Here is a 12534-nt window from a genome sequence, read left to right on the forward strand (position 1 = left end):
GGTTAATCCGTTTCTAGTACATACGATATACCGAAAATTAAGACCGTGCAACATAACGAAGAAAAAAGTTTAGGTAATTTCGTCCTTGAGGCTCACGAGTGAGACACCCGCGAGCCTATATCTTGCCTGTAACGCAACGATCCTTTTCGGTGATTCCGGTGTTGAAAGGCCCGGCAGCCTTTTTAGCCGCTAAAATTTAGCAGCGGCAGGGAGGGATTTATTACAAAAAAGTCAATAGTCCTTTTGTGTGGTGTCCATGTCCCGCAATTTTTTTCTAGTTTCTTCCCCCCACTTCTTTACTTGGAAGGCGCGATGCTCAGGAAGTACAGCACAAACACGTTCATAGCCTGCTGGCAAGCTATTTGGCATTTTCCCGCCCGCTAATGCGTCTAGTGCTGCCCGATCCAAGTCGGTTGACTCCAGGAGAAGAGGGAGCGGCGTTTCAAGGGCTGCCGCTATGGCTTCCATCACTTTCAGTGACGGATTAGCCTTACCCGTTGTTAAATCCGACAAAAACGAAATGGAAACGCCAGAGCGTTCCGCAAGCTCGTTTTTGGTCATGTGCCGCTCGTCTAGGATGCGCAGCACGTTAGTAAAGAAGATGAAATTGTACACCTTGCCTCTCTTGTAGGCTGATTTTAGCCGCTAAAGTTTTTGACTTGGTTTAAAAGTATAGCTATACTCCCCTTGTCATTACGAAAGGAGACTCTACCATGAGCCACAATATGTTTCAGTTTATCGGAAATCTTACCCGTGATACAGAGCTACATAACAGCCAGGGCGGCAGCAGTCGCGCAATTTTTGACATTGCTGTTAACAGCACATGGGGCAAGGGAGCTGACAAGAAAGAGAAGACCGATTTTTTCCGCATCAAGTCTTTTGGTGCGATAGCCGACAATGCAGGCCGCTACCTGGGGAAAGGTTCCAAGGTGTTTGTTCAGGGCCGCATTGAAAACACTCGCTTTGAAAAAGATGGCAAAACCGAGTTTGGCACCGACTTCATTGTAGAAAAGATTGATTACCTAGACACAAAAGCCCCGGAAGGACAACAACAGGGGTAAGGCGGTTGCCCCGGCTTGATGCTGGGGTGTTTCCCAGGAGGGCACTAGATGGCAGATTACTTTAATAAACAAGAATATATCCGAAAGCTGATTGATAGCGGTGTTGAGCCGGACAAAGCGGAAGAAATTGCGTCCAGGACCAACTATTATCGGAACCGATCAGCACAAGCGGAGGTTCGCCCAATAGGCGAGGCTATTACCCTGCCGGGTATTCCTGAACCCGAAGCCCCTGCCCTTTCTGATACGACCAAAGCAAAACAGAACACCACGGAGGCCAGCGACCCGGCCCCGGCTGCCAAGGGGGAAACCATGAGCGACAAGAAGCCAGGGCGAAAAAAAGGCGCGACGGATGCACTGGCCTCGAAGGTTGACGAAGCCCGGCAAGCAGCGTTGCTAAAACACACTAAACAAGAGATCAAAGACGCTCAGTTATCGTTGTTCGATATTGCCCCCTGGGGGGATCACATGCGGGCACTGCCGAACGACTACGCCCGCTCGGCGTTGTTCACTGTCCGTAACAAGCGAGCGCCCCGCCTGGCCCTGCAAAACGAGCCTATCTATAGCATCGGTGACGATGTGAACATTACTTACACAGGCGTAGAGCTACGGGCGGAGGATGACGAGTTGGTATGGCAACAGGTCATGGAGTATTCCAAGCGTTCGCCTATTGGCGACCCTATCAGCTTTACATTCTATGAGCTGTGTAAGGACTTGGGATGGTCAATCAATGGCCGCTATTACAAAAAGGCCGAAGAGTGTTTGTCACGGTTGCAAGCATCGGCCATGCAATTTGAATCCAAACGAGTTGGACGGCTTGAGTCACTGTCACTAATCAGCCGGTTTCGTGTCCTGGATCGAGGCAAGCGCAATTCTCGATGCCAGGTCATGATTGATGAAGAAATGGTTGTGCTGTTCGCTGGTGATTACTATTCCCGCTTTATTTGGGACAAGTACCGTAAGCTGTCCCCCACGGCCCGCCGTATGTTCGATTACTTTGCTTCACACAAGGAGCCGTTCCCGTTGAAACTAGAAACCTTCCGGCTTATGTGCGGCTCAGAATCAACCAGGGCTAAGAAGTGGCGGGAGCAGGTAGGGGCTGCGTGTGACGAGCTGAGAGAAAGCGGCCTTGTTGCCCATGCTTGGGTTGCCGGGGAGCAATTGCACTGCAAGCGAAGCTGATGGCCATCATGGCCACGCATCGAGAACAAAGGGGCTGCGGCCCCTTTTTTGTTGCTTTATGAGGGGCTAAGCCTGTGGGTAGGCTATGGGGATAAATATTGTTGGTTGACATATGAGGGGCGTTAGTTGACATATGAGGGGCCAGCGGACTAGGCGCACTACTGACACTTGAAGGGCCAGCTTGAAAAACACCCCTTCCCTGGCGTCCAAACCTGGCGAAAGCCAGACCTTGGCTAAGAGTTATCCACATTTCATAGGTATAACCCTGTTAGTAACCCCGTTACGCTATTGACACTTGAGGGGCGCACCTATTGACACTTGAGGGGCGGGTTTACTGACACTTGAGGGGCAAAATACTGACACTTGAGGGGCGGGTTTACTGACACTTGAGGGGCGGGGGTGATCCTAAAAAACCAATAAAAACAAAGCGTTATAATCGTTTTTTAGCCCCTCTAACCTTCTTTTAACCCTTTATATACCAATAATATAACCATTTATTTATAACCAATTGGGCGAAAAACACTCATTTGGCGAGAAAAAACCGAAAAGCGAAAACCGGCCCCCGAAGGGGGGAGACCCCCCCTTCTCAATCCCTCCCGGTCGCTGCGCTCCCTCCCATCCCCCCAGGGGCAAGCCCCTCGGCCGCTTCGCGTCCTCACCCCATTGAATCGTGCGTTTACGCTGCGCTATGCCCAAAGGGGCTACCGCCCCTCTGGACTCCCCGATTGTCAAAGACCGTGCCCCCTGGAGCCTCTGAGGCAATCCTAAACTATTGAGCAAGTTGGGAAGTTCGTTTGTTTGTACGCCAAGGAAAGGAGGCGGCCAGATCGGAGCTTGAATCAGCCCCTCAAATGTCAATGAAACCCTTTAAAAATGGGGCTTGTAGGACAATTTGCCCTTGACAAGATAGGGCATTTTGCCCTATTATTATAAACAGAAGGCCGGGCAAGTCGCCAAGGTCAACAACCGGAGAATTTCCGATGACGATTTACACTTACACCCCTGATCTAACACGCCCCCTGTGCCCTACTTGCGGCGCTCCTGTTCCCCAAGATACCGACACCCCAGAAACACCGTGGCAAGGCACCTGCCGTGCCGGTCACACGTTCACATTCCAGCTTGAGAGCGAGGGCGAATGGTTGGAGGACTCCAAGAGCGGACGATTCAGCCGCGTTGCTACCGAGCCAGAAGAGTCAACTTGGATTTGCAACGAATGCGGAGAAGCTGGGGCCGATCCTTACGAGGCCGGTTGTGTCGAATGCGGCGCTGAGCCTGACTTTCATTGACATTTGAGGGGCGGGCGAAAGCCTGCCCTACCAGCCAAGGGGGCATTATGAAACAGAAAACTTTTATGCAAATGTTTCGGGAGTGGGAACGAATGGGCGGGCGAGTTCGGGCCAGTCTGGATCGCCGCTGTGTTGAACGGTTTGGCTACCAAACAGCTCTAGCATTCGACCGTTACGACAGCATCAAGCACGCTATAGCTGGATGCACTATCCATACGCGGATTAACTACAGAGCTGCGGCCACTAAGGCGCTAGGGGAGCAGTGGCGAGGCCGAAGCCTGGAACTAAACCGTATGTGGCGGAACTGGAGCTAAGGGGCGCGTCCCCTTTTTTCGGTCCACCCATCAATTAGGGCAATTTGCCCTTGACAAGATAGGGCATTTTGACCTATTGTTATAAACAGAAGGCCGGGTAAGTCGCCCAGGTCAATAACCGGAGAATTTCCGATGAACGTATCAGTTAAAGAATTTCGCAACTCAGTTGATCACCTGTACCGCATGGCAAACGTGGATTATCACGCCTGCGTTGGTGCCCAGGAGCTTCGCTATTGGGTTGAGCGTGTCGAGCGCGTTATTGGGCTTGTCGAAGCCCTGGAGTGCAAACGGGCGAAGCCTGCCGACCGAGAAGAGCACGGGAAGAGCTTGGAAGCGGCTCACAAACGCCTAGAGCAAGCCGCGAAACGGATTCAGGAGCTGGAGCAGCCCGAACCGAAGAAGCCGACACTAACCCTTTGTGTTCACTAAAAAAAAGCCCGGTTTAACCGGGTTTTTTTATGCTTGCCTATTGACTAATTAGGGCAAAATGCCCTATTATACATATCGAAGGCCGGGCACACCGCCCAGGTCAATAACCGGAGAATTTCCGATGACTGATACAACCGATTACACCCCTGTTACTGCTTCCCTGGTCGCAGAAGATAACCGCATGGGGTTTTACCCTGCTGCATTTGGTGAAGCTCGCATGATGCGCGGCGAAGCCCTGGTGCTGGGTTACATGGGTAATCTTTCCCAGGACTACAAAGGCGCGTTCTGGCACTTCTATACCCTATCGAACGGCGGCTATTACATGGCTCCTGCGATTGATACCGAAATGCACCTGGAGGTTTCAGGTAACTGGTTTTCTGGCTCTATGTCGGCTGACGCGGCGGGGATCGTAGCCACGTTGTTCGCATTTGGACACCTTGCAGCCGAAGCCCAGGGCACCGCCGAGGGTGACGCCCTGATTGACCGCTATCACTTCCTGAGAGAGTACGCCCTTGATCACGCGGAAGCCGCTGCGATCCTTGGCGCTATCGACTGATAGGAGAGGCCCCGGCGCAAGCTGGGGCCATTGTGTGGCGATGATGAATAAGAGAGACGAGCAAGCGGCGAAGCTGGCCGCCTCGATGCCCGACGAACAAACCGCGTTGCTGGACTTGGCTGCCGGGGCCGTGAATGACCTGCACGCTGCTGTACTGGTCGATGATGCAGAAAGGGTTGCCGGGGCAATGGCCCGGTATGAGGCGGTTATCTGGAAAATGAACGGCGGCACCTTCTTTGGATGCAACGCGGATTCCGATTCACCTGGTAACGTGGTTGAAAGACATTGCCAGGCTGATACCGGGGCGGTTCCTAAATGGGGTCAGAAAGGGGCGTTTGTTTCTGTTGTCGATGGTATGCGTGTCTTGGTCGAGTTTGGCAGCCTTGGCAGCCAGGGAACCGCTCATTTTTCTTTTCATGCGGTAGACCTGGACGCCTGGTTTATATCAGAGACAGGGTATCGGTCCCACTTCGACGGCCTGCGGTTTGGCTCGACAGTGGAAGAGGCTGCAAAAGCCATACTGGTTGATTACCTCAAGGACAAACGGCCAGAGATTGGAACGGAAGATAGGGACCGGCTTTCTCGATCCCCCCTCCCCGCCGTTCTGGCTTCCCTGGAGCCGCCTGCGCGACGTTCTCCAGCAACCCTTGACGTACCCCCTGGTTACGCTCTTGTGGACGTTGTGCTGCCTCCACAGAAGGCATTTATTGCGCGGAAGTGGGCCAAGGAAGCACAAGCAAAGATCGAAGCGGACAAGCCGACAAAGGAGCTGCCGGAAATAGAGCCGGAGGCCGCAAAACCAAGAGCGGCTAAAGCCGCGAAAATGAACGCCAGGGAAGAAACTAGACGATTTAAACCTGGGCAGCGATGCCAGATTGTTAGCGTCCATCATCCTGTATTTGAAAAGGATATAGGCAAGTTCGTTATTATCACGAAATTGTCCCCTCACACCTCCCAGGTATGGGCGCACGACGACGAGCCGACAAAGTACCGAATCAATCGGAACGGGCGGCGCGTTGTTCAGTTCAACCCTAAATCGGTGCATACGATCTACAGCTTTGATCAATTGCGCCCCGTAATAGACACAGGAGAAACAAACAATGAGTGACCCGAATATTAGACTTGAATGCCTGCGTCCTGCTGAAAAGTGGGAGCGCCCGACAGGCGAGGAAATCCGCGAAGTGTTGCGGTTGGCTGAATTGACAGGCGGCGGAGCGGCCAGAAAAGTCGGGCTTGGGCAGAAGGGAGACAGAACGGTGCGCCGCTGGATTGGCGAGGAAACGCACATTCCTTATGCCGCGTGGGCATTGCTTTGTGACATGGCCGGGCTGGGCAAAATTTGGGAAGAGAGTTGAACGCCAGGAAGGAAAGGCTTGGAATTGTGATTTTAGCCGCTAAAATGTTTCGATAAATCGGAATTTTCCGCTTGACAAGATAGGGCAATTTGCCCTAATATATTAAGTGAAGGCCGGGCATACTGCCCAGGTCAATAACCGAGGAATACCGATGACTACTAGCAAAATCATGTCTTGGGTCGATGCGCTGCCGAACGTAGCCGCGACTGACTTCACCGCTCGCCGTGACTCCATTGCGGACAAGATGGCAGAAGCTCAGGAGCTGGAACAGCGGGCGTCAAAACTGCGTGAAGAGGCTTATTTTGCCAGTCTTAAACTGGAAGGTGACGCCAAAGGGAAATGGTCGATTGAGACCGTAGAACAGGCAAAACACCGGGCTGATTTTTAGAAAGGATACGCCCCGGTTAGACCGGGGCGCTTGGCCCGGCGCTGTCACACCGAAACCAATGCTCTCTAGGGTGTGGCCCTATTTGCAGAGCAATAGATAATTGGAGCACGGAAGGCGTGGAGGGTCAAGAATATGTCAAAGTCAAATATTATCAAGTTTCCGAAAGCTGGCCCTACTGATTCAGGGCCGCCGGACCCGCAACCAAAAGCACAGGCCAAGCAACAGCCGAGCAAGCCGCAGAGCAACCCGAAGAAAGGCGGGGGATTTCTGGCGGCTATTCTGCGTTGGGTATGGATAGGCGTTGTCCTGGTGTGGCCGTTGCTTAAATGGGTTATCTCTATCGACGTTTTCTTTCAGGGTGTCCGCGCCGTGTACTACTGGGATGATCCAACGGTACATGCAGGGTGGACGTTCCTGGCTCATTTTGCCGTGCTGACTGTCCTCACTTATTTTGTGTCGGTATTCAAACCCAAAGGCGTTTAATTTTAGCCGCTAAAGTGTTGACCTGATCCTAAAGTATAGCTATACTTTTTATGTATTCGGCGGCTGTCACCGTCATTCAGTCAATAACTAGGGTGTGGAGTTGGTATGGGTGCAATCCATGAAGAAACAACTAACGGAGTCCCAATTTCAAGCTGCAATCAAGGGCTTGGGAGTAGGACAGCAAACGCTCGAAATAGCGCATGGCGTCTTGGTGGAGGGGAAAACTCAAGCCGAGTTCGTAGCGTTATTGGGAGTGACAAAAGGAGCGGTCAATCAGGCCGTCAAGAGAATTTGGGACGCTCACAAGGCGCTGACGCCGGAGGGGTACGAGCGAGTCACGGCAATACTGCCGGAACATCAAGCGTTCATCGTCAAGAAGTGGGCGGAGGACGCCAAGAAGAAAAGGGACACGTAATGAAAACACTGGTCACGGCAAACCAAAAAGGCGGCGTCGGCAAAACATCAACCTTGGTGCATCTGGCGTTTGATTTCTATGAACGCGGCAAAAAGGTGGCCGTGATCGACCTGGATACCCAGGGTAATGCCTCTTACACGCTCCAGGAGTTCCGCACGGGCGTTGTAGCAAGCAACTTTTTCAATGGCGGCCCGTTCGACGTTGTGAATGGAGGGGACGCGCCTGGCATGGCTCTTATTGAGTCTGACGCCGCCTTGGCAAACATGGAAACCATGTCCCTTGGTCGCGCTGGTGAACATTTCAGAGCAGGTATTGCGAGCCTTGCAGAACAAGGCTTTGACGTGTGCTTGATCGACACGGCCCCTTCCCTTGGTGTGAGTATGGCCGCCGCGCTGATTGCTGCGGATTATGTCCTGTCCCCTGTTGAGCTGGAAGCCTATTCAATTCAAGGCATCAAGAAAATGAATGCGGCCATTGCGAACGTGCGCAAGGCTAACCCTAAGCTGCAATTTTTGGGCATGGTGCCGAGCAAGGTGGACGGACGAAACCCCCGCCACGGTCGCCACCTGGAACAGCTCCAGCAGGCATTTCCGCAACTTATGCTTCCTACCACAATCGGCCTGCGTAGCAGCATAGCGGACGCACTCGCTTCCGGGGTGCCGGTCTGGAAAATCAAAAAAACGGCTGCCAGAAAAGCCGCGAAAGAAGTTCGCGCCCTGGCTGACCTTGTGTTTACAAAAATGGAGATCACCGCATGAGCGCGCAAAAAGAACAGAAAATGGAGGGGCTGGGTCTGGAGGGTATTGGCGACCTGTCCGGGCTTCTGAACGACCCCGAAAACACCAACGGCGGCGGCGCTGGCCCCTTGGAACTGGCCTTGGACCTGATAGATGAAGATCCAAACCAGCCACGTACCGAGGACAACCCTGGCTTTTCAAAATCGAGCCTGGAAGAGCTGGCCGCTACCATTCGCCATCGAGGCGTTAAAACGCCTATTTCAGTGCGCGAGAACCAGGACGAACCGGGCCGCTTCATCATCAACCACGGCGCTCGCCGCTTCCGTGGTAGCCGTATCGCTGAGAAGGAAACTATCCCGGCGTTTATCGACAACGATTACAACGAAGCGGACCAGGTGATTGAAAACCTGCAACGCAACGAGCTGACGGCCCGCGAGATTGCCGACTACATTGGCCGCGAACTGGCTAAGGACGTTAAGAAGGGGGATATTGCGGCAGCTATCGGCAAATCCGCTGCATTCGTGAGCCAGCACGTTACCTTGCTCGACCTGCCGGAACCGATTGCTGAGGCATTCAACACTGGCCGCGTTAATGACGTGACCGTGATTAACGAGCTGGTTAAGGCTTACAAGAAGAACCCGGACGAGGTTGTTGCCTGGCTGGCCGACGACGAGCAGGAGATAACACGCGGATCGGTGAAGCTGCTGCGTGAGTACCTGGACGACAAGCGCAAGCATGAGGACGAGGAACGCGACCCGAACACCGTGGATGCTTTCACCGGCCAGACTGATGCCGAAGGCGACGACGACCAGGAAGAGGAAGAGGGCGAAACCCCGCCGAAGAAGGAGCCGAAGGAGCAAGACCCGGACAAGCTGAAAAAAGCGATTATCATGGTCAAGCATGACGAGCGCATGGGCCGACTGATGCTTAATCGTCGTCCTACTGCTGAGGGCTGGGCCTGGATCAAATACGAGGACGACGGCCACGAGTTTGAAGCGGACCTTGGAACGGTTGAGCTGATGGCCTTGATGGACGGAGCTTAACCCCAAAAAGAAAGCCCTGGGCACGGCGGCAACCGTATCCAGGGCCATAACCCACGCTAACCAGTTGAGAGGTACTAGCGATGAGTAGCAACGATTGTATCATGATTGCAGGCCGGATTCGCGCCGCCCTGGAGCAAAAGAAATCATTTACCCTTCCCTTGATGACAATGGCCGACCTGGCGCACGTCCTCGATCACTTGCAGAGGGCCGAAGCTGCCGCGTGACAGCGTGACACGGCCATGAACCACACCCACCCTGCCCCGCTTTTGCGGGGCTTTTTTTTTACCTGCACGAAATGTATCCTTGCTTGGTTTTGTAGTATGTTGTAGTATAATACACAATACAACATACTACAGAGGGCGAACATTATGGCAATCAGCAAAGAGCAGATTTTCCAGGTGGCCGACGAGCTGGACGCAGCCGGTCAAAACCCTACCCTTGCAGCGGTACGCAAGGCCCTAGACGGCGGCAGTTACACCACGATCAGTGAAGCAATGAAGGAATGGCGAGCGGCCAAGGCTGCCGACGCTACGCCGATTCAAGAGCCGCCCCCGCCTGGTGTTATGGATAAGCTGTCGGAGGTTGGGGCCGAGATTTGGGGCGTGGCCCTGGAGCTGGCGAACGGTCGCCTTGCTAGTGAGCGCGAAGGCTTGGAAGCGGCCCGGTTGGAAATGGAGGCTTCCAGACTTGAGGCTGTCGAACTGGCAGATCAGCTATCGGCAGACCTGGACGACTCGCGCAATCAGGTTGCGAGCCTGGAGGGCGTGGCCCAGGAGTTGCGGGCAGAAGTGGACGACTTGAAAGGCAAGCTGACCACGGCCACCGAGCGAGCCACTACCGCCGAGGCCCGTAGTGGTGAAATGGAGCGGCGAGCCAATGACTTGCGTTCCGAACTGGATCGGGCGCACCAGGAGGCAGACAAAAACCGTCAGGCGCTGGAACGTGTCCAGGAGGCCGCAGCGAAAGCAGCCGACACCCATAAAGCCGAGCTGGCACAAGCCCAGGCTGATGCAAAGCAGGCGGCCAAGGATCACAAGACAGAGTTGGCACAATCTCAAGCCGATGCGAAGCAAGCGGCTAAAGAGTACCAGGAGCAAGTCGAGGCGCTGCGAGCGCAGCACAGTCAGGCGCTGGAGAGTGCCCAGGAGGCCAAAGCAGCCGCACAGGCCGAGGCTGAGCGACTGGCTGCCGTCAACTCTTCCCTGGAGTCCAAACAGGCGCAAGCCGAGGAAAAACTTGCTGTATTGACAGGTGAAGTCGAGAAAGCAGGTGCGGAGCGCGATTCTGCCCTGGCGGCGGTGGCGACGGCCAGAGAGGAAGCGGCGGCACTGCGCGGACGTGTTGAAGGGCTAGAAATTGCGCTTTCACGCGGGGAGAAGGGCGACGGTTCGCAGAAATAACCTGATAAATCGGGTTTTTTACCGTACTATTAAAGGCATCCTTGACAGATTTTCCCGGCCAGAATGCAAGCCGGCCTCGTTTGGTTGCCGAGGTCGGCTTTTTTGTGGGCGGGGACTTTGCAACCAGTAGCAGTAGAAGAAAACACAAAGGAGCGCCGCAAATGAAGCAACGCCTTTTGGTTATGAACGGCCAGCGGATCGTTCAGACCGACCAGGGTGGCGCATGGGCTAATCAAAAGGTTGATAAGGCCGGAGCGTTGAAGCCCGGCATATACAACCTTTACATGGCTAAGGAAGCCGATAAGTCACAGCGCCATGATGGCGTGATTGTTCATGCCGATAACAACAAAATATACCAGCAGATAGGCAAAAACTTTGTCATGCACTCTAAGTCAGATTTCGATATAGTACCTGATATTGGGAGTGCAAAAAGCATTAGCTACGACGCCCAGGGCAAGGCATTAGTCGCCCAGGCTGTCAAACTCAGCAGAGGACGCTCCCGATAGTTTTAGCGGCTAAAACGGGAGGTGCCTTTGAGTAAGCTAGGAATCGGGGAGCGTGCCCCTTGGGACGATTTTCCTCAAGTGATAAGGAATGGAGACTTGGGAGCGTTGAAAAACGAACCCGAGTACCAGGCAGCCAAGTCTGGCGACATGCCTGCTGCTATCGAGCTAGTAGATAGGCTTCTCACCGATGAAACGGTGGAGAAGATCAGGGAGCAAATGGGGGACAGCAAGCCCCTGGTGTTGCCAGTTTTGGCCGTTGAGGCGGCTGGTAACAACAAAATACCGTTGGCAATGGCCGAGGCGCTTGCGGATCGGTTGGGCCTTGATGTTGAGCTGGGGATAATCCAGAGCGACAAGGTAGGTCGAACTGATACCGGCGCAGACCATCGCCTGGCGTTCAATCCTACATTCGAGGGTGACGTTAAACAGGGGCAAAAGTACCTGGTTGTTGACGACACTTTGACAATGGGGGGAACGGTCGCCTCTTTGCGGGGCTATGTGGAGAATCGAGGCGGCAAAGTTGTCGCTGCTTCGGTGATGACTGCGCATGAAGGGGCGCTTAACCTGCCGGTTAAGCCTTCCATGTTGGCAGCCATTGAAAATAAGCACGGCCCGAGTATGAATCAATTTTGGCAGGAGACGTTTGGTTATGGAACCGACAAACTCACACAAGGTGAAGCTGGACACCTCAAATCAGCCAAGACCGTTGACGCAATCAGAGAAAGAATCACTGCGGCAAGACATGAAGGCATCGAGCGATTGGGCGCGAACCGAGTTGAAGCGCCGCCGCGCTCAAAAAGCGCGGGGCGTTCGGGTCTAACCGGAGAAAGTCTAGTTTCGTCTGCTGAGGGGTTGGAAGTCGAACAGCAGGCCATGATTGAAGGGGCGTCCGTTGAGCAGGGCTATCAAGAAACCCTTGCCATGTATGTCCAGGCCAAACATGACCAGGTTGAAAGCATTGAGGATCGGCTAGAAAACTTGATCAACCGGCAGCAAGCTCGATTGCAACAAACGCAATCAAACCGCCCCGGTTTTCTGTCTATGCCTGGAACCCGGAAAGCCTGGCAGGCTTCCCAGGCGCAACAGCAAGGCAGGCTCCAGACGCTTCATGCTCGCCTGGAGACAGTCCGGGAAATTAAGGAAGGTATGGGGTTGCATTCGCCGCGTGTTGAAGAGCTGGCGACCAGGAAGATGCGGGCAGAGAACCCCGAGCTGGCTGCGGATTGGGATTCAATGAAGCAGGCCGAGCGGCAGCACCAGGCGTTAATGAAAAAACAGGAGCAGGAGAAGAAGCAAACCCAAGAGAAAAGCAGGGGCTTATCCCTTGGGTTGAATCGACCGCCTCAATAGACAACAAAGCCCGGCATGACCGGGCTTTTCTT

At 53.9% G+C, this 12534-nt stretch carries 16 protein-coding genes; 15 read left to right on the forward strand and 1 reads right to left on the reverse strand.

Translation table 11 applies throughout. The features are described from left to right. Positions 1 to 231: 231 nt before the first annotated feature. Complete coding sequence (locus HP15_RS20635; protein WP_041646689.1) at positions 232 to 615, reverse strand: transcriptional regulator; 384 nt, start codon at positions 613 to 615, stop codon at positions 232 to 234. 98 nt (positions 616 to 713) lie between these two features. On the opposite strand from HP15_RS20635, the gene HP15_RS20640 reads away from it, so the two are divergent. The 15 genes from HP15_RS20640 to HP15_RS20710 all read left to right on the forward strand — a co-directional run bounded on the left by HP15_RS20640 (position 714) and on the right by HP15_RS20710 (position 12502). After that, a complete protein-coding gene (locus HP15_RS20640) occupies positions 714 to 1061 on the forward strand; it encodes a single-stranded DNA-binding protein (protein ID WP_041646692.1) in 348 nt (115 codons plus the stop codon). A 48-nt stretch (positions 1062 to 1109) separates the two neighbouring features. Continuing rightward, a complete protein-coding gene (trfA, locus tag HP15_RS20645; RefSeq protein ID WP_014579466.1) occupies positions 1110 to 2240 on the forward strand; it encodes a plasmid replication initiator TrfA in 1131 nt (376 codons plus the stop codon). 1732 nt (positions 2241 to 3972) lie between these two features. Further along, positions 3973 to 4269: a hypothetical protein gene (locus tag HP15_RS20655; RefSeq protein WP_014579468.1), complete on the forward strand. Its 297-nt coding sequence runs from the start codon at positions 3973 to 3975 to the stop codon at positions 4267 to 4269. 121 nt (positions 4270 to 4390) lie between these two features. Beyond that, complete coding sequence (locus HP15_RS20660; RefSeq protein WP_014579469.1) at positions 4391 to 4825, forward strand: antirestriction protein; 435 nt, start codon at positions 4391 to 4393, stop codon at positions 4823 to 4825. A 40-nt stretch (positions 4826 to 4865) separates the two neighbouring features. Continuing rightward, entirely contained in the window at positions 4866 to 5933 is a 1068-nt protein-coding gene (locus HP15_RS20665; protein WP_014579470.1) for a hypothetical protein, read from the forward strand. Then, on the forward strand, positions 5926 to 6180 hold the full coding sequence (locus HP15_RS20670) for a hypothetical protein (protein WP_014579471.1): 255 nt from the start codon (positions 5926 to 5928) through the stop codon (positions 6178 to 6180). The genes HP15_RS20665 and HP15_RS20670 overlap by 8 nt, the downstream gene beginning before the upstream one ends. Before the next feature lie 151 nt (positions 6181 to 6331). Continuing rightward, positions 6332 to 6568 (forward strand): stable inheritance protein KleA, encoded by a 237-nt coding sequence (kleA, locus tag HP15_RS20675; RefSeq protein ID WP_041646699.1) that lies wholly within the window; start codon positions 6332 to 6334, stop codon positions 6566 to 6568. A gap of 132 nt (positions 6569 to 6700) precedes the next feature. Then, the gene (gene kleE, locus HP15_RS20680; protein ID WP_014579473.1) at positions 6701 to 7051 is read left to right on the forward strand and encodes a KleE stable inheritance protein; all 351 of its coding nucleotides are present in this window, start codon (positions 6701 to 6703) and stop codon (positions 7049 to 7051) included. 118 nt (positions 7052 to 7169) lie between these two features. After that, the gene (locus HP15_RS20685; protein ID WP_041646701.1) at positions 7170 to 7466 is read left to right on the forward strand and encodes a transcriptional regulator KorA; all 297 of its coding nucleotides are present in this window, start codon (positions 7170 to 7172) and stop codon (positions 7464 to 7466) included. Next, positions 7466 to 8224: a ParA family protein gene (locus HP15_RS20690; protein ID WP_014579475.1), complete on the forward strand. Its 759-nt coding sequence runs from the start codon at positions 7466 to 7468 to the stop codon at positions 8222 to 8224. The genes HP15_RS20685 and HP15_RS20690 overlap by 1 nt, the downstream gene beginning before the upstream one ends. Beyond that, positions 8221 to 9246, forward strand: a complete 1026-nt coding sequence (locus HP15_RS20695) for a transcriptional repressor gene korB (protein ID WP_014579476.1) — start codon at positions 8221 to 8223, stop codon at positions 9244 to 9246. Before HP15_RS20690 ends, HP15_RS20695 begins: the two co-directional genes overlap by 4 nt. 80 nt (positions 9247 to 9326) lie before the next feature. Continuing rightward, positions 9327 to 9470: a hypothetical protein gene (locus HP15_RS22430; RefSeq protein WP_020933273.1), complete on the forward strand. Its 144-nt coding sequence runs from the start codon at positions 9327 to 9329 to the stop codon at positions 9468 to 9470. Between the two features lie 144 nt (positions 9471 to 9614). After that, positions 9615 to 10646: a DNA-binding protein gene (locus HP15_RS20700; protein WP_014579478.1), complete on the forward strand. Its 1032-nt coding sequence runs from the start codon at positions 9615 to 9617 to the stop codon at positions 10644 to 10646. A 161-nt stretch (positions 10647 to 10807) separates the two neighbouring features. Further along, on the forward strand, positions 10808 to 11152 hold the full coding sequence (kfrB, locus tag HP15_RS20705) for an IncP plasmid survival protein KfrB (protein WP_020933271.1): 345 nt from the start codon (positions 10808 to 10810) through the stop codon (positions 11150 to 11152). Positions 11153 to 11257: 105 nt separating this feature from the next. Then, on the forward strand, positions 11258 to 12502 hold the full coding sequence (locus tag HP15_RS20710) for a phosphoribosyltransferase (protein ID WP_223253253.1): 1245 nt from the start codon (positions 11258 to 11260) through the stop codon (positions 12500 to 12502). Positions 12503 to 12534: the final 32 nt, after the last annotated feature.

This window comes from Marinobacter adhaerens HP15, from assembly GCF_000166295.1.
Lineage (GTDB): Bacteria > Pseudomonadota > Gammaproteobacteria > Pseudomonadales > Oleiphilaceae > Marinobacter > Marinobacter adhaerens.